Source organism: Chryseobacterium sp. YIM B08800 (assembly GCF_026163565.1).
Lineage (GTDB): Bacteria > Bacteroidota > Bacteroidia > Flavobacteriales > Weeksellaceae > Chryseobacterium.
This window is the reverse complement of sequence record NZ_JAPDKN010000028.1, coordinates 69,149-90,160: the sequence shown is the minus strand read 5'-3', so window position 1 is coordinate 90,160 and position 21,012 is coordinate 69,149. Positions and strand designations below refer to the sequence as shown.

Here is a 21,012-nt window from a genome sequence, read left to right as displayed (position 1 = left end):
CCCTCAAACTTCCCCACTCCTTGTTGCGGGGTAACCGTTTTTATCGGGGCTAGGAAATTTGTCTTTCATTCCACTTTTGTAATTACGAGAAGTGTTGCGACGAAGTAACCTTTAACCTCATAAACCACCCCGTCAAAAATTCTTTCGAATTTTCGCCACCCCTCCAAAGGAGGGGAATTCGTGCGTTACAGGTTTTAGCATTGCAAGAAGCGTTACGACAAAGTAATCTCGATATAAAATTAAAATCTACATCCACTTTGTCATTCCTTAGGAATCTAAACTCTTTTTGTAGAGACTGATTTGTAAAAACTATTGCCTAAATCCTTTCAGGATGACAAACTTTGCGAAAATCTTTATTAACAACTCTTTTAAAAAGATTGCTTCATCACATAATTTCTCGCAATGACACAAAAAACTTCGCAGCAAAAACTCTCTAACTCTATAACCCTCCAACTCTCAAACACATAACTCTCCCACCTAATCATTCCCTCTCAGCTTTTGCTGATATTCCGTCGGTGGAATTCCGATTACTTTTTTAAAAATATTGCTGAAAGAAGAAAGACTGTTGTATCCCACCATCATGGCGATCTCGTACATATTATATTTTTCTTCGATCATTAATTCCAGGGAGCGGGTAATCCTCAAGGCACGCAGAAAACGGACGTAATTCATGCCTAAAATCTCTTTAAACTTTCTTGAAAGCGTTCTTGTGCTCATTCCAAATTCTTTTGCGGTAGATTCGATGGTTAAAGGCTTTTCAAGATTAGCATGAATGTATTGGGCAACCTTTAATAAAGTTTCATCATTAGGAAAAGGATGCTGAACAGGAAAAGCTAATTTTTTATCTCTTTTTTCAGGTAAAATCCCTTTTAAGGCTTTAAGAAAATAATATTTTGCACCGTCATTTTTTGTGATTTTCCCATCCCATTCTTTTGTATATAAAATCATCTCTCTAAGTAAATGGCTGACCGAATAAATATTAATTTCATCAAAAAAGCCATCTTCATTTTCTTCTTTTTTAAAATAAAAGTTATAAAGATCAACTTTCGGGCTTGTAGAAAAAATATAATGTGGAGTTCCAGCCGGGATCCACATAAAACATCTTGCCGGTAAATACCAGTGTTTCAAATCGGTAAAGATATGTACAATACCGCCTTCTGCGTACACTAATTGAGCAGAACTGTGATTATGAATTTCTGTTTTTATATTATCTGCAAGAACATGATAGATATAAAATTCGGCATCGAATTCTTCAACGGCTCCAAAATGACTGTCGTTCATTAAATAAAGGTAATAAAAAAATCAATTTGGCGCAAATGGACAAATATTTTTCTGTTTTCACAAATCATGTCTCAAGCTTCACCCCGTAAATTTGCAGAATCAAAATCAATTCAGCAAAAAACTTTTATTTAAATTATGAAAATGATATTTGGCGCACACAGATATCACTGTATAGCGTTGTGCTTATTATTAATGAGCAGTTTTCTACATTCACAGATGATCGATTATCAACATCTCAGCTTGCAGCAGGCAATTGAGATCGGATTAAAGAACAATAAAAAGGTTCAGATCAGTCATTTAAAAAATGAAATGTCCGAGACCAAAGAGAAAGATCTCAAAATGGAAAAACTGCCAGACATTGAGTTTCATACAAGTTATAATCAGGTTTCAAATCTTTTTCAACATGAAAATGGCGTATTTGGAAAAGCGACAAAGTATGACATCATTAATGGAATGTACGATTTTACGCTTTCAGCTTCCATTCCGGTTTACATGGGTGGAAAAATTAAAAATATTGAAAAAAAAGCAGCCATTGACACTGAAATTTCTTCATTAAAAACGCATTTAGACAAAAGACAATTAACGATGGAAATCATCACCGCTTTCCTTCAAATCCATCATTTAAAAGAACAGCAAGGTTTAATTAATGATAAAATGAAAGAAGATTCTGTCAATATCAAACAGGTAAAAGCTTTAAAAGCAAACGGTGTTGTAACGGTAAATGAGGTCTTGAGAACTTCTTTACAGCTTTCCAATCACAAAATGAGCTGGACAGAACTGGATAATAATGTACAAATTGCCGAACATAAATTAAAAACCATTCTATCTCTTCCCGAAAATCAGGAAATGCATGTTGATACGGAAGATTTGATTTCAGAAAATGTAGAAATTCCTTACGTGGATGAATTAACGGAAACTGCTTTGCATAAAAACGAAACTGTTGAAATGGCAACCAAAAATCTTTCGTTGAAGGAATTAGATAAAAAAATTACAAAAGCTAATTATTTACCGAAAATTACAGCAGGTGGAGAATATTTTATGAAATATCCGAACATGATGTTTTTTCCGCCCGAACCTTATGCCTATCGTTTAGGAATGATTGGTGTCAATCTTACCTATCCTATCGAAAGTCTGTATAAAAATAAATACAAAATGCAGGAAGCAAAGGAAAATATTAGTCTTGCCAAATTGCAGATCGAAGAAAATGAAGAAAATATCAGACATAACGTATATGAAGCTTACAAAAAGTTTGAAGAAACCGATCAGAAAGTGAGCATCGCACAAGAAGCAATTGATCAGGCTAAGGAAAACTACAGAATTGTAAGAAAGAAATACACCAACAAATTAAGCCTTATCACCGAATTAATCGATGCAGACAACGCTTATTTGGAAGCTCAATCTAATTTAATTTCAATAAAAATAAATCGTCAACTAAAATATTACCAACTCCAATACACTATTGGAAACCTATAAAAACTATGGCACAAAAGCAATTAACACGAAAGGAAAAAAGGATCAACAAAACAATTACTTTATTAGCCTGGATCCTCATCATCACCGGAATTACCGGAATGTTAAGCTTCTATCTTTTTTCAAGAAAAAACGTGACGACCAACGATGCGCAAATCGAACAATATATAACGCCAGTTTCAAGCAAAGTTTCGGGGTTTATTCAAACTATAAAGTTTAACGAAAATCAATTCGTTCACAAAGGAGATACTTTAATTATTATCGACAATCGCGAATTTGTCAATCAGGTAAAAATGGCTGAAGCCAACCTTAATGCAAACTCTGAGAACATTAACACCATCGAAAGCGGAGTAAACACAAAAGCCAGCGACACTAAAATCATTGATGCCAAAATAGCTTCCGTCAAAATAGACATCTGGAGAACCGAACAGGATTTTAAAAGATATAAAAACTTGGTTTCTGAAGATGCCGCCACAGAACAGCAATTTGAAAATGCTAAAGCTTCTTATGAGCAGGCAAAAGCCAATCTTTTAGCTTTAGAGCAGCAGAAAAATGCAGTGAGAGCCAATGTAAATGAACAAGAAACTAAAGTTGCTCCGGTAAAAAGCCAGATTCAGCAAAGTTCTGCCAATCTTAATAATGCCAAACTTTTCCTTTCTTACACGGTGGTTACAGCGCCTTACGACGGTTGGGTCGGTAAGAAAACCATTCAGGAAGGTCAATTGATTAAAGAAGGTCAGGCTTTAGTTCAAATCGTAAGCAAAGAAAAATGGATCATTGCCAATTACAAAGAAACGCAGTTAGGAGAAATCGACCAGAATAAAGAAGTTATCATCACTGCAGATGCTTATCCGAATGCTGAATTTAAAGGAAAAATAGTTTCTGTTTCCCCAGCTTCAGGTTCGCAATTTTCTTTGGTAAAACCCGATAATGCAACAGGAAATTTCGTAAAAATCGAACAAAGATTTCCGGTGAAAATTATTCTTGAGAACAATCAGAATAACGAAAAACTACTTTCCGGAATGAGTGTTCTGGTGAGCGCGAAAAAGATGTAGAGTTTGAGGGTGGGAATGTTTTAAAACATTAGTGTTTGAGTGTTTTAGAAGAAAATATTCTGCTCGAAATTTTCAAATTATCTCATCATCAAATTTTCAAATTAAAATATTTTAGCGAAAAGACAGAACCGCAATTTTGCCATTCTTATCTTTACTTTTCCTCTTGCTTTTTTGTCTTTTCGCATTTTCTTAATCAATAGATTATTCTTCATTATACTATGCATCACAATACAGTTTATCATAAATGGGTACCACAATGGCTGAAGCTTCCGCTTCTTATTTTGGCGTTGTTTCCGCATTTGATGTTGTTGTCTATTTTTCATTCTAACAGTGCCTTTACCTCTTCCTTTATGGATGCAGATTCGGATGACATTCAATATTTGATGATTTTAATGTACGGAACTTTTGTTGTGACCTTATTGGTGATACAGCGTTTTATGGCGTATTTCAGTGTTAAATATTACACTTTGCTGATGTCTTCCATCTCAATTCTCACTCTTTATGCACTATCTGTTACGAATAATTATCATATAATTTTAGTAATTCGAGTTTTAGAGGGGATTTTTGGAGTTTTGGAAGGAGCTATTTTTTTACCGTTAATTATTGCCGAGCTAAAAACGAAACACGCCAAAGAAATTGCTTATCTTTTTATGTACACCATTATTCTTACGGGCGGAACGTTGACGACTTCTTTAATGAAATCGAGCATTGAAGATTATGATTTTAAACACATGATTTTAATGATGGTTTATTTTCATGTCTTTGTTTTAATTATTGCCTTTGCGATTTTTAATAAAAATAGGTTTTTTCCTAAAAAGCCTTTGTATCAGCTTGATATTACAAGTTGGTTTTTACTTTGGGGATGTCTTCAGGCAGGAGGTTACGCTCTGATTTATGGGAAAAGATTAATGTGGTTTGAATCTGATATCATCATTCTTTGTTTTCTTATTTTCTTACTCTTTGGTGGATTATTTATGCTGAAACAGAGAAGCCAGCCCCGTCCTTTTTTTCATTTTGAGGTTTTCAGTTCTAAAAATGTGATTGTTGGAGTTGTTCTATTTTTTATTTTTTACATTCTGAGAGCATCCATCAATAACGTTTACACTGTGATGGCAACAGTCTGGAAATGGCCATGGGATTATATTGTTGAAATTCAATACTGGAATGTTGCAGGAAGTATTTTCGGAGTTTTTCTCTCTGCACTTTGCATTACAAAAGGAGCTTCATCACGACTGGTTTTCTTCGCCGGATTTTTAATTTTAGCAATTGATTGCGCTTGGTTTACTTATACTTTTTATCCCGATACTACCCTTCAAACGATTTGCCCGCCGTTATTTTTACAAGGTGTCGGACAAGGATTGCTTTTTACACCACTTGTTTTTTTCTTAATTGCAGGAATGTCTGAAAAATACGTTTCTAATGCAACAGCGGTCGGAACTGCAACAAGATTTTGGACAACAGCAATCGGATATGCTTTGATGCAAAATATGATGTTATTTTTAACGTTAAAACATTCGGATACTTTAAGCTCTCAGTTAACAGATATCAATCCTCTTTTCTATTCACAATGGAATCAGATTTTTGGAGCAAATATGGCAAGACTTCCCGTAAATGAGTCGATATCCATGACAGCCGGAGCTTTTAAAGCTAAAATTAATGCACAGGCAATTTTGCTTTCAAATATGGAAATTTTCACAGGATTATTTTGGTTAGCGTTAATTACTGCATTTGTCGTTTTGCTGTATCATCCTGTAAAAATTGTGGTGAGAAATATTATGTAAAATTTAGGCAAAAGATTTGATATGTTTTCTGAAATTTGATTTATGAAAATTCAGGAAATTGTATCACAACAGAAAGCGTTTTTCAAAACACAGCAAACGAAAAATTTAAGGTTCAGAAAAATGTATCTTGAAAAACTTCGGGATTTGATTTTAGAAAACGAAAACCTTTTATATGAAGCGATTTACAAAGATTTTGGAAAATCAAAATTTGATACGTTTACCACGGAAATTTCCTTTATTTTAAATGATATTAAATATTATCTGAAGAATTTAAAATCACTTTCAAAACCTAAAAAAGTAAGAACGAATCTTGCTAATCAATTTGGAAAAAGCAGAATTCACAACGAACCTTTAGGAAATATTTTGGTTATTGGAGCTTGGAATTATCCTTATCAGCTTTCATTATCACCCATTGTTGCAGCTTTAGCAGCCGGAAACTGCTGTATTTTAAAACCCAGTGAAATTGCCGAAAATACAATGAAAGTGATGGTAAAAATTATCAATGAAAATTTTCCACCGGAATATTTATACGTCTACGAAGGCGGAGTTGATGAAACCACAGAACTTTTAAAGCTCAAATTCGATAAAATATTCTTCACAGGAAGTACAAAAATCGGGAATATCGTTTACAAAGCTGCTGCAGAAAATTTAACTCCCGTTGTTCTGGAATTGGGAGGAAAATCTCCTGCGATCATTACAAAAGATGCCAATCTTGAAGTCGCTGCCAAAAGAATTGTTTGGGGAAAATTTTTAAATGCCGGACAAACCTGTGTCGCTCCGGATTATTTATTGGTCGAAGAATCTATACAGGAACAGTTTTTAGAAATGCTGAGAAAAAACATTCAGCAATTTAAATATGAACCTCAATCTGAACATTATACAAAAATCATTAATCAAAAGAATTTTCAGCGATTAATAAAGCTCATTGATCACGATAAAATTTATTTTGGCGGAAATTCTGATAAAGAAAAACGATATATAGAACCTACAATTTTAACAAACATTAATTGGAAAGATGAAGTAATGCAGGAAGAAATTTTCGGTCCTATTTTACCTGTAATTTCTTTTACTAGTTTTAATTTGATGTTAAATGAAATTGTAGAACTTGAAAAACCTTTAGCAGCATATTTATTCACCGATAATTCTGAAGAAAAAGAAAATTTCAAGAATAAACTTTCTTTTGGCGGAGGTTGTATCAATGATGTGATTATGCATTTAGGAAATGAAAACCTTCCGTTTGGTGGTGTTGGAAATTCCGGAATAGGAAACTATCATGGAAAATTTGGCTTTGAAACCTTTTCACATCAAAAAGCCGTTTTAGAAAGAGCAACATGGGGCGAACCCAACATAAAATATCCGCCTTATTCTGAGAAAAAGCTAAGCTGGATCAAAAGATTGATGTAAATAAAAACCGAGAGAATTTCTCGGTTTTACTTTTTTATGATTTCGGAGCCCACTGATTGAAAAATGCTTTTGTTTTTTCTAAACTATAGCCTTTTCCTTCTTCCAAAACATCACTTTGTTGCACATGAATCATCTTTCCATCTTTATCTAAAACAATAAAAACCGGATAACCAAATTTCTCTCCCGGATTTCCATACTGACTAAAAACTTTTTCATTTTTATTATCCGGAGAGTAATTTAAATGATAATAAAGATAATTTTTATCTACTATTTTCTTCAATTCCGGAGTTGTCTGTACATACTGGTTGAATCTCAAACACCAGATACACCAGTTTCCTCCCGCCTGAATCATAATATTTTTTCCTTCTTTCTTAGCCTGAGCAATAAGCTTGTTGATATCTGCCTGTGCATCTGCTTTAGAATCATAAGGTTTTGGCAGTTTAGCTTTTTCTTCTGCCGCAGCTTTTTTCTTCGCTTCCAATTCTGCTGCATCACTTTTTACCAACAAAGCTTTATCGTTTGAATTTTTAACTTTTGTTGGTTGATCAATCTTTTGAGCCCAAGCGAATGTGCTTAAAGCCAAAAGAGCTATTAACGACATTTTTTTCATACTATAAAAATAAAAAAATAACAGTTATTAACAGCAAAAATGAAACCATATTTTTTTTATCACTAAATTTGCATACTTTATGAATTTTCTGATAAAAATACTTTTCCTGATCTCTAAAATGCCGCTAAAAATATTATATATTTTTTCGGATATTATCTTCTTTTTAAATTTCTATTTTGTAGGCTACAGAAAGAAAATTATTACCCAAAATCTAAAAAATTCTTTTCCTGAAAAAACAGATCAGGAAATAAAAGAAATCAGAAAGAAATTCTATTTAAATTTCTCAGATTATTTGGCAGAAACTGTAAAATCTTTCAGTATTTCTGAAACAGAATCTCGGGTAAGAATGCAGCATATCAATCAGCATTTATTTCATGAGGCCAAAGCTGAAGGTAAAAATATCATCCTGATGGCAGGGCATGTTTTCAATTGGGAATGGATGAATGCTTTGGCAACATTAACTCCGCAAAAAAATTCGCATCCCGTTTACAGAAAAGTAAACAGCAGCTTTTGGGAAGATCAGATGAAGAAAGTTCGTAATAAATTCGGAAATGAAGCTCTGGAAGCCAATGAAGTGATTTTAAATATTTTCAGGAACCAAAACGACGGGGAATCTATTTATATGTTTGTGGCAGATCAAACTCCGCATGTTGCTCATGTCAATTATGGTTTAAAATTTTTAAATCAGCGAACTCCTGCTTTTATCGGTTATGATAAATTAGCAACAAGAATGGATCTGATTTTTATTTACTGTGAAATGAAGAAGGTAAAAAGAGGTTTTTATCAGGTTAATTATCACAGAATTTATCCGGATGGAGAAAAGTTTGTAAAGAATGAAGTGGTAAGAAAATTTCATCAGTTGCTTGAAAATACCATCAGAAAAAACCCGGACAACTATCTTTGGTCACACAGAAAATGGAAATATCAGGATTCTATAAAAACTTATGATGGCGAATAAATGACAGAAAATTCTAAAAATATTGCCGTAGCAATCTTAAACTGGAACGGTAAAAACTGGTTACAAAAATTTCTTCCGAGCGTTATTCGTTTTTCTGAAGAAGCTGAAATATACGTTATCGATAATCATTCGACAGATGATTCTGTTGATTTTTTAAAACAAAACTTTCCTACCGTAAAAATTGTAATTAATGATAAAAATTACGGTTTTGCAGGCGGTTATAATGAAGGTTTAAAAAAAATAAATGCGGAATATTTCTGCCTTCTGAATTCTGATGTAGAAGTGACAGAAAACTGGATTAAACCTGTTTTAAATTTATTTGAAAAAAATCCTTCAATTTCTGCGATTCAGCCTAAAATTTTATCTTTTAATAATAAAAATTATTTTGAGTTTGCCGGAGCTGCAGGTGGTTTGATCGATAATTTAGGGTATCCTTATTGCAGAGGAAGAATTTTTGACGATGTGGAAGAAGACAAAGGACAATATAATGACGAAGCTGAAATTTTCTGGGCTTCAGGATGTTGTTTTTTTATCAGATCAAAAGATTTTTGGGAGCAGAATGGCTTTGATGAAAGATTTTTTGCGCATCAGGAAGAGATCGATCTTTGCTGGAGATTAATCAATTCAGGAAAGAAAATATTTTATACCGGAAAATCTAAAATTTATCATGTTGGTGGCGGAACTTTAAATAAGCAAAGCGCACAAAAAACATATTTAAACATCAGAAATAATCTTTCAATGATGCTTAAAAATCTGCCTTTTCTAAAATTGGTTGGGTTGATTTTTTTCAGATTATGTTTAGACGGAATTGCCGGAATTTATTTTGGTTTAAAACAAGGATTCCCGCATTTATGGGCAGTTGTAAGAGCTCACTTCGGTTTTTATGCTCAAGCTGCAGGAACATGGAAACGTCGACAGCAACATCAGAAAAACATATTTTATCAATCAAAATGGCTTATTTTTAAGCACTTTTTAGGAAGTAAGAAATAATTTGGTTTCGAGATTCGAGTTACGAGTTGCTGTTATAAAATTCGGTGATTAGAGTTAGAAAATTAGTTTGATAAAAAAGTGTGGTAAACAGATAAAATTCATAATTCATAATTCATAATTCATAATTCATAATTCATAATTCATAATTCATAATTCATAATTAATAACTCATAATTAATAACTCATCAACATGGACTTCTGCGCATTAGATTTTGAAACCGCCACTCACGAGAGACATTCTGCCTGTGAATTGGGAATCTGTATTGTTCAGGATTCTAAAATCGTGGAGACCAAAACATGGCTGATAAAACCGCCAAGTTACCCTTATTTTCATCAGAGAAACATTGATGTACACGGCATTTTACCAAGTGATGTAAAAGATGCGCCAAGATTTGATGAAATCTGGTATGAAGTACAGGATATGATGTACGGAACTTTAATGATTGCTCACAATGCAAGTTTTGATGCAGGAGTTTTAAAGGGATGTCTTGATTATTACGGAATGTTTACCCCAAAATTGAATTATCTCTGCAGCATTCAGTTGGCAAAAAAATCATGGAATTATCTTCCGAAATATGGTTTAAAGCATCTTGCGGAATATCATGATATTCAGTTTAAACATCACAGAGCCGGAGATGATGCAGAAGCTTGCGCAAGAATTTCGCTTTTAGCCTTTGAAAAACTGTTTCTTACCAGCAATGATGAGGTTTCAGAATTTATGAAGCAGAAAATTAAAGCTTTATAATTTCTACAGATTTTCAGAGATGGAAACAGATGAAGAAAATTTAGACTAAAAAGTATTAAACTATCAACCAATTTTAATTACTTAAAACCTCAGACACCAGATTAAATTTAGGAATATCTATTTCAAACTGCTCTTTGGTGTATAAGTTTTCAACCAAATATTTTCCGCTCATATTTCCTACGCCTGAACGCAACATCACATTCGAAAAATAAGCAAAGTTATCTCCGATTTCTACATCCGGAGTCAGCCCGATTACACCATCACCTACAACTTCTGTAAACCCGAATCCTACATCGAAAATAAGCCATTTTCTTTTAAGGACTTTAATCGGGAAATCACCATCGTTTTCGATCACGATATTATACTTAAAAACGTAACGGTTTTCTGAAGGATAAGAGTTCATACTATCATATTCAGGGTCTACCGAAACTTTGATATTAGAAGTAATTTTAGAAAACATTTCATTCAATTTAAAACATTAAATACAAAAATCTCGCCTTTTTCAAGGCGAGATTGTAGATATATATCTATTCAAAAAAATATTATAATCCTAAGCCTTTTCTTTCGTCTCCACCCAATAGAATTTCTACAGGATTATCGATACCTTCTTTTACCGCAACAAGGAATCCTACAGACTCTTTACCGTCGATAATTCTGTGATCGTAAGACATTGCAACATACATCATTGGTCTGATTACAACCTGTCCGTCAACCGCAACAGGTCTTTGGATAATGTTGTGCATTCCTAAGATAGCAGATTGAGGTGGGTTGATAATTGGAGTAGACAGCATAGATCCGAAAGTACCACCATTTGTAATAGTGAACGTACCACCAGTCATTTCGTCAACTGTGATTTTACCGTCTCTTACTTTAATCGCTAAATCTTTGATGTTTCCTTCAACGTTTGCGAAAGACATGTTTTCAGCATTTCTCAATACCGGAACCATCAATCCTTTAGGTCCTGAAACTGCAATTGAAATATCGCAGAAATCATAATTTACTTTGAAATCTCCGTCGATAGATGCATTTACGTCAGGATACATTTGTAATGCTCTTGTAACCGCTTTTGTAAAGAAAGACATGAAACCAAGTCCTACTCCGTGTTTTTGAGCAAATTCTTCTTTATATAGCTTTCTTAATCTGAAAATCTCAGACATATCAACTTCGTTGAAAGTTGTCAACATTGCAGTTTCGTTCTTTACAGAAACTAATCTCTGAGCGATTTTTCTTCTAAGAACTGAAAGTTTAGTAGTTGTAGTAGATCTTGCACCTGTAGCTGTTAAAGAGCTTCCTCCCAAAGCAGGAACAGCAGCTAATTCAGCATCAGATTTAGAGATTCTTCCGTCTCTTCCAGAACCTGAAACCTGAGAAGCATCAATTCCTTTTTCGTCAAGAATTTTCTTGGCAGCCGGAGAAGGAGTTCCCGTAGCATAAGACTGAGGAGCAGCCGGAGCAGGTTTTGGAGCTTCTACTTTTGCAGATTCAGCAGCTTTAGCTTCTTCCTGTTTTGGAGCTTCAGCAGCAGGAGCAGCACCTTCCGGTTTAGCTGCATCCATATCAATTAAACAAACAACCTGACCTACTTGTACTACATCACCTTCTTCAGCTTTTAAAGTGATAATACCACTTTCTTCTGCAGGTAATTCTAAAGTTGCCTTGTCTGAATCTACTTCAGCGATTGGTTGATCTTTTTGTACATAATCACCATCTTTTACAAGCCAAGTTGCAATTTCAACTTCTGTAATTGATTCTCCCGGTGAAGGAACTTTCATTTCTAAAATTGACATATCGTATTTTTTATTTTTTTAATTGATATTTATTAAGACTTTGAGAAAATAGATAAAAGATGAAAGACTAATTTCTAACCTCTGATTTCTAACTTCTATTTTTTTATTAAGCTGTTACTGGTCTTTTAGCCGGAGCATCGTCTCTGTCGAATACTCTATTAATCACAGCATTTTGGTTTTTTTCAAACATTTTGTGACTTCCCGGAGCCGGTGCACCACTTGGTACCGGAGAAACTACCTGAATTCCTGTATCTCTGAAATTTCTTAAGATATAAGACCAAGCTCCCATGTTTTCTGGTTCTTCCTGAGCCCAAATGATTGATTTTCTATTATCATATTTAGCAAAAATAGCTTCGATAGCATCCGTTTGAAGCGGATACAACTGCTCGAATCTTACCAATGCAACATTTTCACAATTCAATTCTTCTTTTTTAGCTAATAATTCGAAGTATAATTTACCTGAACAAAGAACTAATTTTTCAATTTTTGCTGGGTCTGCCGTAGGATCATCTAAAATTGGCTGGAATCCTTTGCTTGAGAAATCTTCAAGCGGAGAAACCACTTTTGGATGTCTTAATAAAGATTTCGGACTCATTACGATCAATGGCTTTCTGAATGACCATTTCAACTGTCTTCTCAATAAGTGGAAATAGTTGGCAGGAGAAGTAATATTCGCCACGACCATATTTTCATTAGCACAAAGCGTAAGGAATCTCTCCAATCTTGCTGAAGAGTGTTCTGCACCCTGTCCTTCTGAACCGTGAGGTAATAACATTACCAAACCATCTTGAATCTTCCATTTTTCTTCTGCTGCAGCCAAATACTGGTCAACAATGATCTGAGCTCCGTTGACGAAATCTCCGAACTGAGCTTCCCAAATCGTTAAAGTATTCGGAGATGCCATTGCATACCCATAATCGAATCCTAAAACTCCGTATTCTGAAAGGTGAGAGTTGAAAACATCAAATCTGCTTTCCGAAACTTCTTTTAAAGGAACATATTCTTCTTCTGTATCTTCAGTTTTTACAACAGCGTGTCTGTGAGAGAAAGTACCTCTTTCTACATCTTCACCAGAAATTCTTACATTGTGACCTTCTACAAGAAGTGTAGCATAAGCTAACCATTCTCCAAGAGCCCAATCTAAAGAGTTTGCATCAATAGCCTTGATCCTGTTATCAAAAAGTCTTGTAATTTTATTGATGAATTTTTTATCAGCAGGAAGTGTTGACATTTTAATTGCCAATTCTTTCAACTTCGCTAAGTCATATTTTGTATCAACAGCATCTTGTACAGCTCCTCTTTTTGCAATCGGGAAATTAGTCCAGTCATCTGCCATGAAAATATCCATCACATTCTTTTCGATTTCCTTAGAAGCATCAAAGTCTTTATCTAAAAGCGCTTTGAATTCTGTTTCCATTTTTGCGATAACATCATTTGAGGTAACGTTATCTTTAAGTAATTTATCTTTATAAATTTCTCTAGGATTCGGGTGCTTAGAAATTGATTTATATAAATTAGGCTGTGTAAATCTTGGTTCATCCCCTTCGTTATGACCATATTTTCTGTATCCTAATAAATCAATATAAACATCTTTACCAAATTTAGCTCTGAAATCAGCAGCAAAATGGATTGCATGAACAACTGCTTCTGCATCATCTGCATTTACGTGCATTACAGGAGATTCTGTTACTTTAGCAACATCTGTACAATAGGTAGAAGATCTTGCATCCATATAATTGGTTGTAAATGAAACCTGGTTATTTACAACGATATGAACTGTACCACCTGTTTTGTAACCGTCCAAAGTCATCATCTGAGCAACTTCGTAAGCAATACCCTGACCTGCCAATGCACCATCACCGTGGATAATGATTGGTAAAACTTTAGAATAATCTTTATACTTATCGTCTACTTTTGCACGACAAATACCTTCAACTAAAGCTGCTACAGTCTCTAAGTGAGACGGGTTTGGCGTTAAATTAATTGCAACTTCTTCTCCTGAAGCTGTTTTTATTTTTTTAGATGAACCTAAGTGATATTTTACGTCACCTGAGAATACATCTTCTTCAAATTCTTTTCCTTCAAATTCTGAGAAAATCTGTTTGTAAGATTTCCCGAAAATATTGGTTAAAACATTTAATCTTCCTCTGTGAGCCATACCCAGAACAACCTCATCAACTCCTAGCTGAGAAGATCTTGAGATTAATTGATCCAAAGCTGGAATTAAAGTTTCACCACCTTCAAGTGAGAATCTTTTTTGCCCAACAAATTTTGTATGAAGATAATTTTCAAACGCAACCGCCTGATTTAATTTCAATAAAATTTCAGTTTTTTCGTTAGCCGAAAGAACAGGATGGTTTTCATTTACCTGAAGCCATCTTTTAATGAAATCTTTTTCTTCAACGTTGTTGATATGCATGTATTCAACACCAATAGAATCACAATAGATAGCTTCTAAACGCTTCACAATATCCTCTAAAGTTGCAGGCTCTTTGAAACCAATTTCTACCGCACCATTGAATTTTGTGTTCAAATCGGCACTGCTAAGACCGAAATTTTCAATATCCAAAGTTGGCATATAATGCCTTCTTTCACGCACAGGATTGGTTTTTGTAAACAAGTGACCTCTCGTTCTGTAAGCCTCAATAAGGTTTACCACCTTAAATTCCTTTTTGATATGCTCCGGAACTTCACCGTTTGATGTTGCCTGAGAAATCTGCTGCACTGCCGGAGAAGAATTCCCCAAATTTTGCACGTACTGAACACTTTCTTCATCAGAACAGTTTTCTAGTGCAAAATCAAAGCCTTGAAAAAAGGCTTTCCATGATGGTTCTAAAGAGTCAGGAAATTTTAAGTATTGTTGGTATAAATCCTCAATTAACTGAGAATGAGCTGCGTTTAGGAATGAAAATCTGTCCATTATTACAGTTTATCTATTATTAAATTTTGTTTAACGTATTAATCTTCAAATTTAATAAAAAAAACCGAGTTGGGATAGCCTCAAAACCTTAAAAAAAATATAAAAAAGATAATTGGGAAAAAATCATCTGTAAACAGAGAGAGAAAGTTTCATATTAACATCCTGACCTTCCACAGGTGGCTCTATAAAAGTCTGATAAACATCACCATATCGCATTTCGTCTTTCTTTGCTTTTTGTATAAGCTGCTGAATTGCTTTTATTCTCGCCGGATAAGATCCTTTAAAATATATTACATAATTTTCTGTCGGGCTCACAGACCTGAAACTGAAATTATTATCTGAAATTCCTATTTTTTTCGATAATGGAATTCCGAAAAAATAAGATACCTCATTGTCTTTAAAATTATCAGCGTCGGTAATCAGAACGGGATACCCCACTTCATCACTTTTTTTACCTAAATCCATCGTCACAAAATTATTTATTTTGTTATAATTCATGACAATATTTCTGTACAAAGCATCTTTTTTATTGGAAGTACTTACATTTACTCCTAAAATCATTTTCTCTTCTTCTTTTTCCACCATAAGACTGTCATATTTTATCGCAGCCAGCTGGTTGTCTTTTTCTACTTTATTGCCTAAAACATTTTTAAGATTAAGCATGCTTTTATCAATATTATCAGCAAATTTATCTTCCGTCCAGAAATTCTGAGCTCTTGATAAAACCGATAATTTCGGAGTGTGAACATACCAAGTAATCTTTGTTTTTTCAGCAGAAACTGCGGTAAATTTCACATCAATTAAGGTAGGATTTTCATCTTCATCTTCAAAAAGCTGATACTTCAACGTTTTATTTGGATTTTCGTAACGGATAAACATTTCGCCACCATCATCACTCTTAGGATCATCGTAACTTATTGAGCTTCCTTTTCCTTCATAAGGTGTGTAATAATCAATCGTAATGGTTTTTGAGCTGGAAAAGAAATTATTCCAACGGGTAAAATTCTGCAAATTATTAAACTGATTGAAAACCTTTTCTAAAGGATAATCTACCTCTTTTTCTATCGTAAATTTTTTACTTTCATCCACAAAATAATACATGGAAGCCGCATAAGCTCCCACCAACAAAACTATAATAACCGCTATGATTTTGAAAAAACGCATCGTACAAAAGTAATACAAATAAAAAAAGTGACCAATATCTTGATCACTCTTGTTTTTTATTTTTGATGGGTGTTGGATGAAAGGATGATGGATGTCACATTCAACTGCTTAGATTTTGATTAATTGATAAATTTCAAAATTATCACCTCTCAAAACACCCAGCTTCCAGCGTCAAACTTCCAGCCCTTTATCCAATGTGCGTTCCTGGTTTTAAAACGGCACCTTTTTTCACGACAACAATTCCGTCTTGTACTGAATGCGTTCCGTAATCACCGTCCTGAAGATGTTTTCCTCCAATAATTCTTACATTATCACCAATGAAGCAGTTTTTGTCTAAAATTGCTTTCTCAATGTAGCAGTATTTCCCGATTCCCATGTTGGGTAAACCTTTTCGGTCGTTATTCACAATTTCTGTGGTATTTTGATAAAAATCGGCTCCCATAATGTAGGAATTTACAATCGTGCTTCCTTTATCTACTCTTGTACGGTTTCCAATCACAGAATTTTCAATTTTATCTGCCATAATGATGCATCCGTCTCCAAAAACAGCTTTGCTTACATAAGAACCGTTCACTTTTGATGGCGGAAGCATTCTTGCACGCGTAAAAATTGGCGCTGATGAAAACAAATTGAACTGTGGGAAATCGTGACAAAGATCTAAGTTGGCTTCGTAGAAAGACTCAATCGTTCCAATGTCCGTCCAGTAACCTTCATATTGATAGCTCAATGTTGTGTATTTTCCGATAGAATTGGGGATAATATCTTTTCCGAAATCGTCTCCCGCTCCTTCATCAAACATTTTCTTTAAAATAGTTTTAGAGAAAATATAAATTCCCATTGAAGCTAAAAACTCTTTTCCCTTCATTTTATTTTCGTCTGAAACTTCAGACTGTAAGCCTTCGAGCTCATCAAATCCGGGTTTCTCAACGAATGAAGTGATATTTCCATCATCATCAGATTTTAAAATTCCGAAACCTGTTGCATCTTTTGCGTTGACAGGAATAGTTGCAATGGTTACATCACCTCCATTATCGATATGGAAATCGAGCATTTCATTAAAATCCATCTGATACAGCTGATCCCCTGAAAGAATCAAAATATATTCATAATCATACTTTTCAAGATGTTTCATCGATTGGCGAACCGCATCTGCAGTTCCCTGAAACCAGCTATCACTGTCAACATTCTGCTCTGCCGCCAAAATATCTACAAAACCCTGACTGAAAATATCAAAGTGGTAAGAATTTTTAATGTGCGAGTTAAGAGAAGCTGAATTAAACTGAGTCAAAACCAAAATCTTATTCAATCCTGAGTTAAGACAATTCGAGATCGGAATATCTACCAATCTGTATTTTCCTGCAATCGGAACAGCGGGTTTAGACCTTGTATAGGTTAATGGAAAAAGCCTTGTTCCTCTACCTCCTCCCAACACAATAGAAATAACGTTGTGTTTCATAAATATCTGCGTTTTTTTTAATTTTTATATAATGTTAAATATTTTTCAGCTGATTTTTCCCAGGCAAAGTCAAATTTCATATTAGACAGAACCAATTCATCCATTTGCGCTTTGTTTTTATAAATATTCACACCACGACTCATCGCGTGAATAATATCGTCAACTCCGGGATAGGTAAAATTTAAGCCGGAACCTCCGGTTGTAATATCTTTTACAGTATCTCTCAATCCACCTGTATAACTCACGACAGGAACAGTCCCATAACGCATTGCATACATCTGATTGAGACCGCAAGGCTCAACTCTTGAAGGCATCAACAAAAAATCTGCCGAAGCGTAAATTTTATGAGAAAGATGCTCTTTATATCCAATATCTGTCGCAAAATTTGAATAAACTGAGTCCAATTCTTTCAACTGCTGTTCTATATAAGCATTTCCTGAGCCGAGAACAATAATATTCAAACCTCCAAAACTCTGCTTAATGCTTCGCCAAATTAAATCCGGAAGCAGATCTGCGCCTTTTTCAGTAGCAAATCTTCCGATAAAAGCAAACAAAGGAAGTTCAGGGTTTAAACCATATTCTTTACAAAGCTTAGCCTTATTTTTCTTCTTTATTTTAAGTGCATTTTTACTATTAAAATTAAAATCAATCATCGGATCGGTCTCTGGATTCCATACATCGGTATCAATCCCGTTGATAATTCCATAAGCTTTGGAAAATTCTTCTCTTACCAAGCTTTCGAGACCTCTGAAGCTTACAAACAATTCTTCAAGATAGCCTTCCGAAACCGTTGTAAAGGCGCTACAACACTTAATCATACTCGCCAAAGGATTGATAAAACCATTCCAGTCGAGAAGTCCCCATTTGTGATAATCAAAAGCAGGCATATAATTGACCATATCCCAACTCATCATTCCCTGATATTCTCCGTTATGAATCGTTCCTATGGTTTTTACCCCTTTCAGAAATTCAAACTCATCACAGTTTTCTATCATAAAAGGAACCAAACCTGTATGGTAATCATGACAATGCAAAACATCGGGACGAATTTTCATCGCAGTCAACCAATGTAAAACCCCGTGCTGAAAAGCTAAAAACTGAAAACTTTCATCTTGATAGCCATAAGGATTTTCACGATCGAGCAAACCGGGAATTTTCACCATGAACAATTCAAATCCCAAAACATCCGTCGTTTCTTTCATTACCTGAACCTGAAGCATATTGGAACCTTGATGAATAAAGCCATCAAAAACCACTTCAAAATCATAGTCGTACATAAAATGTTTGTTGTACCAGGGCATTACGACTTTTGCGTTGACCTCTTTTATTTTGTTCTGATATTTTGGCAAAGCACCGACCACATCTGCAAGTCCGCCAACTTTTGCTACGGGATAACATTCTGTACTGAGGTGAAATATTGTCATTTTTTGTGTTGTTTAATCCTATTTAATTTATACTTTTTATCTTTTCTCTGTTTTAAAATAATTCCGGAAAGTGGCGGAAGATTCAGGCTTATTGATCTTGGACGGTTCATCCATTCATCATGATCTTCTCTGAAAATATTCGCTTCAACTCCGCTTCCACAATATTTTTCATCATCCGAATTAAGAACTACCTCCCAGTGTGCACCTAAATTTACGCCAACTTTATAATCTAAAACATTTGGAGTGAGATTTAAAATTACCATAAAAACATCATCCCGCCTTTTCCCTTTCCTTAAATAAATATAGACAGAATTTTCTTGATCATTGGCTTCAACCCATTCAAAACCATTTTGATTGAATTGATTTTCAAAAAGTGCCGTTTCGTTCTTATAAAGATGATTCAGATCCTTCACTAAAGTCTGCAAGCCTTTATGAACCGGATATTGCAATAAATGCCAATCTAAACTCTGCTTAAAATTCCATTCATTGGTTTGCCCGAATTCGTCGCCCATAAATAGCAATTTTGCTCCGGGATGCGTAAACATATAAATATACAAAGCTCTGAGATTGGCAAATTTCTGCCATTCATCGCCTTTCATTTTATAGATCAGACTGGCTTTTCCGTGTACCACTTCATCATGAGAAAGCGGAATCATATAATTTTCATTATACATATACATCGAAGAAAAAGTCAGCTTGTTATGGTGATGTTTTCTATTGATCGGATCTTCTTTAAAATAAAATAAAGTATCATGCATCCAACCCATCATCCATTTCATTCCAAACCCTACTCCACCTTCATGTACCGGTTTTGTCAACATTGGAAAATCTGAACTCTCCTCGGCAATAGTTATGATATTATCTCCAAATTCTTTATAAACGGCTGTATTAAATTCCTGAAGAAAAGTTTTTGCTTCAAGATTTACATTTTCTCCGTAAATATTCGGTTCCCATTCACCTTCATTTCTTGAGTAATCCAAATGAAGCATTGAAGTTACCGCATCAACCCGAAGTCCGTCTGCATGATAACGATCGAGCCAGAAGACAGCATTTGAAATCAGGAAAGATTTCACTTCATTTCGTCCGTAATTAAAAATATAAGATTTCCAATCGGGGTGAAAGCCTTTTCTGGGATCTTCATGTTCATATAAATAAGAACCATCAAAACGATGCAATCCATTGGCATCACCCGGAAAATGCGATGGAACCCAATCTAAAATAACGCCAATATCATTTTTATGAAGTTCATTGATTAAAAACATTAAATCCTGCGGAGAACCAAAACGAGAAGTTGCCGCAAAAAAACCTGTAATCTGATAGCCCCAACTCGGATCATAAGGATATTCCATCACGGGCATAAACTCTACATGAGTAAAACCCATATCCTTAATATAAGGAACCAGTTTTGAGGCAATACCTCTGTAATTCAGGAATTTTTCAGGATTGGTTTCGTTCCGCAGCCATGAGCCTAAATGTATTTCGTAAACTGAAATAGGAGCATCTAAACTATTTTTTTGCCACCGATTTTCCATCCATTCGTAATCGCTCCATTCATACCAATTGGTAGAAACCATTGATGCAGCCTGAAGGTTCTGCTCCCAACTTAACGCATAAGGATCACTTTTTTCTAATATTTTTCCCTGAGCTGTTTCTATTGCATACTTATAAAGCGTACCCCAAGAAAGAGCAGGAATAAAACCCTCCCAAATCCCCGATTGATCCCATCTTGGGAAAAGGATATGTTCGCGGTGATTCCAGTTATTAAAATTCCCGATAACGGAAACTTTTTTGGCATTCGGAGCCCAAACCGAAAAATAAACCCCTTTTATTCCGTCTTTCTCAACAGAATGAGCACCAAACTTTTCGTAGAGTCTGTAATGTTTACCTTCTTTAAAAAGATAAATATCATGATCCGTAAAAAGAGTGTAGGTTTTTACAAAATTCATCATAATCGGTTTTGGTCTACA

The 21,012-nt window shown here is 34.6% G+C and carries 16 protein-coding genes; 7 read left to right on the top strand and 9 right to left on the bottom strand.

Annotated features, from left to right (window positions below):
* Window positions 1-477: 477 nt before the first annotated feature.
* Complete coding sequence (locus tag OEW74_RS12115; protein WP_265428738.1) at window positions 478-1,281, bottom strand: helix-turn-helix domain-containing protein; 804 nt, start codon at window positions 1,279-1,281, stop codon at window positions 478-480.
* Window positions 1,282-1,416: 135 nt separating this feature from the next.
* Here OEW74_RS12115 and OEW74_RS12110 point away from each other — a divergent pair, with 135 nt between their 5' ends.
* The 4 genes from OEW74_RS12110 (at window position 1,417) to OEW74_RS12095 (ending at window position 6,991) form a co-directional block, all read left to right on the top strand.
* On the top strand, window positions 1,417-2,754 hold the full coding sequence (locus OEW74_RS12110; protein WP_265428737.1) for a TolC family protein: 1,338 nt from the start codon (window positions 1,417-1,419) through the stop codon (window positions 2,752-2,754).
* Between the two features lie 5 nt (window positions 2,755-2,759).
* Window positions 2,760-3,806: an HlyD family secretion protein gene (locus OEW74_RS12105; protein WP_265428736.1), complete on the top strand. Its 1,047-nt coding sequence runs from the start codon at window positions 2,760-2,762 to the stop codon at window positions 3,804-3,806.
* 218 nt (window positions 3,807-4,024) lie between these two features.
* Window positions 4,025-5,587, top strand: a complete 1,563-nt coding sequence (locus OEW74_RS12100) for a hypothetical protein (RefSeq protein WP_265428735.1) — start codon at window positions 4,025-4,027, stop codon at window positions 5,585-5,587.
* A gap of 42 nt (window positions 5,588-5,629) precedes the next feature.
* Window positions 5,630-6,991, top strand: coding sequence for an aldehyde dehydrogenase (locus OEW74_RS12095; RefSeq protein WP_265428734.1), 1,362 nt, complete (start codon window positions 5,630-5,632; stop codon window positions 6,989-6,991).
* 34 nt (window positions 6,992-7,025) lie between these two features.
* On the opposite strand, the gene OEW74_RS12090 is transcribed toward OEW74_RS12095, so the two are convergent.
* On the bottom strand, window positions 7,026-7,601 hold the full coding sequence (locus OEW74_RS12090) for a thioredoxin family protein (RefSeq protein WP_265428733.1): 576 nt from the start codon (window positions 7,599-7,601) through the stop codon (window positions 7,026-7,028).
* A gap of 79 nt (window positions 7,602-7,680) precedes the next feature.
* Between OEW74_RS12090 and OEW74_RS12085 the strand changes: the two genes are divergently transcribed.
* From OEW74_RS12085 to OEW74_RS12075, 3 genes are all read left to right on the top strand, one after another.
* Window positions 7,681-8,559: a lysophospholipid acyltransferase family protein gene (locus tag OEW74_RS12085; RefSeq protein WP_265428732.1), complete on the top strand. Its 879-nt coding sequence runs from the start codon at window positions 7,681-7,683 to the stop codon at window positions 8,557-8,559.
* Window positions 8,560-9,549: a glycosyltransferase family 2 protein gene (locus tag OEW74_RS12080; protein ID WP_265428731.1), complete on the top strand. Its 990-nt coding sequence runs from the start codon at window positions 8,560-8,562 to the stop codon at window positions 9,547-9,549.
* 190 nt (window positions 9,550-9,739) lie between these two features.
* On the top strand, window positions 9,740-10,294 hold the full coding sequence (locus tag OEW74_RS12075; RefSeq protein WP_265428730.1) for a 3'-5' exonuclease: 555 nt from the start codon (window positions 9,740-9,742) through the stop codon (window positions 10,292-10,294).
* A gap of 73 nt (window positions 10,295-10,367) precedes the next feature.
* Here OEW74_RS12075 and apaG read toward each other — a convergent pair whose 3' ends face one another.
* The 7 genes from apaG to glgB form a co-directional block, all read right to left on the bottom strand.
* The gene (gene apaG, locus OEW74_RS12070) at window positions 10,368-10,754 is read right to left on the bottom strand and encodes a Co2+/Mg2+ efflux protein ApaG (RefSeq protein WP_102980216.1); all 387 of its coding nucleotides are present in this window, start codon (window positions 10,752-10,754) and stop codon (window positions 10,368-10,370) included.
* Between the two features lie 82 nt (window positions 10,755-10,836).
* Complete coding sequence (gene odhB / locus OEW74_RS12065) at window positions 10,837-12,081, bottom strand: 2-oxoglutarate dehydrogenase complex dihydrolipoyllysine-residue succinyltransferase (RefSeq protein ID WP_265428729.1); 1,245 nt, start codon at window positions 12,079-12,081, stop codon at window positions 10,837-10,839.
* A gap of 106 nt (window positions 12,082-12,187) precedes the next feature.
* The gene (locus tag OEW74_RS12060; RefSeq protein WP_265428728.1) at window positions 12,188-15,001 is read right to left on the bottom strand and encodes a 2-oxoglutarate dehydrogenase E1 component; all 2,814 of its coding nucleotides are present in this window, start codon (window positions 14,999-15,001) and stop codon (window positions 12,188-12,190) included.
* A gap of 123 nt (window positions 15,002-15,124) precedes the next feature.
* Window positions 15,125-16,165, bottom strand: a complete 1,041-nt coding sequence (locus OEW74_RS12055) for a polyketide cyclase (protein WP_265428727.1) — start codon at window positions 16,163-16,165, stop codon at window positions 15,125-15,127.
* Between the two features lie 187 nt (window positions 16,166-16,352).
* A complete protein-coding gene (locus tag OEW74_RS12050; protein ID WP_265428726.1) occupies window positions 16,353-17,621 on the bottom strand; it encodes a glucose-1-phosphate adenylyltransferase in 1,269 nt (422 codons plus the stop codon).
* 17 nt (window positions 17,622-17,638) lie between these two features.
* On the bottom strand, window positions 17,639-19,045 hold the full coding sequence (locus OEW74_RS12045; RefSeq protein WP_265428725.1) for a glycogen synthase: 1,407 nt from the start codon (window positions 19,043-19,045) through the stop codon (window positions 17,639-17,641).
* Entirely contained in the window at window positions 19,042-20,991 is a 1,950-nt protein-coding gene (glgB, locus tag OEW74_RS12040; RefSeq protein WP_265428724.1) for a 1,4-alpha-glucan branching protein GlgB, read from the bottom strand. Before glgB ends, OEW74_RS12045 begins: the two co-directional genes overlap by 4 nt.
* Window positions 20,992-21,012 lie beyond the last annotated feature (21 nt).

Bases quoted from the DNA above. Each gene is read 5' to 3' on its own strand.
- OEW74_RS12115 (WP_265428738.1), bottom strand. From the start codon at position 1,281: ATGAACGACAGTCATTTTGGAGCCGTTGAAGAATTCGATGCCGAATTT.
- OEW74_RS12110 (WP_265428737.1), top strand. From the start codon at position 1,417: ATGAAAATGATATTTGGCGCACACAGATATCACTGTATAGCGTTGTGC.
- OEW74_RS12105 (WP_265428736.1), top strand. From the start codon at position 2,760: ATGGCACAAAAGCAATTAACACGAAAGGAAAAAAGGATCAACAAAACA.
- OEW74_RS12100 (WP_265428735.1), top strand. From the start codon at position 4,025: ATGCATCACAATACAGTTTATCATAAATGGGTACCACAATGGCTGAAG.
- OEW74_RS12095 (WP_265428734.1), top strand. From the start codon at position 5,630: ATGAAAATTCAGGAAATTGTATCACAACAGAAAGCGTTTTTCAAAACA.
- OEW74_RS12090 (WP_265428733.1), bottom strand. From the start codon at position 7,601: ATGAAAAAAATGTCGTTAATAGCTCTTTTGGCTTTAAGCACATTCGCT.
- OEW74_RS12085 (WP_265428732.1), top strand. From the start codon at position 7,681: ATGAATTTTCTGATAAAAATACTTTTCCTGATCTCTAAAATGCCGCTA.
- OEW74_RS12080 (WP_265428731.1), top strand. From the start codon at position 8,560: ATGACAGAAAATTCTAAAAATATTGCCGTAGCAATCTTAAACTGGAAC.
- OEW74_RS12075 (WP_265428730.1), top strand. From the start codon at position 9,740: ATGGACTTCTGCGCATTAGATTTTGAAACCGCCACTCACGAGAGACAT.
- apaG (WP_102980216.1), bottom strand. From the start codon at position 10,754: ATGTTTTCTAAAATTACTTCTAATATCAAAGTTTCGGTAGACCCTGAA.
- odhB (WP_265428729.1), bottom strand. From the start codon at position 12,081: ATGTCAATTTTAGAAATGAAAGTTCCTTCACCGGGAGAATCAATTACA.
- OEW74_RS12060 (WP_265428728.1), bottom strand. From the start codon at position 15,001: ATGGACAGATTTTCATTCCTAAACGCAGCTCATTCTCAGTTAATTGAG.
- OEW74_RS12055 (WP_265428727.1), bottom strand. From the start codon at position 16,165: ATGCGTTTTTTCAAAATCATAGCGGTTATTATAGTTTTGTTGGTGGGA.
- OEW74_RS12050 (WP_265428726.1), bottom strand. From the start codon at position 17,621: ATGAAACACAACGTTATTTCTATTGTGTTGGGAGGAGGTAGAGGAACA.
- OEW74_RS12045 (WP_265428725.1), bottom strand. From the start codon at position 19,045: ATGACAATATTTCACCTCAGTACAGAATGTTATCCCGTAGCAAAAGTT.
- glgB (WP_265428724.1), bottom strand. From the start codon at position 20,991: ATGAATTTTGTAAAAACCTACACTCTTTTTACGGATCATGATATTTAT.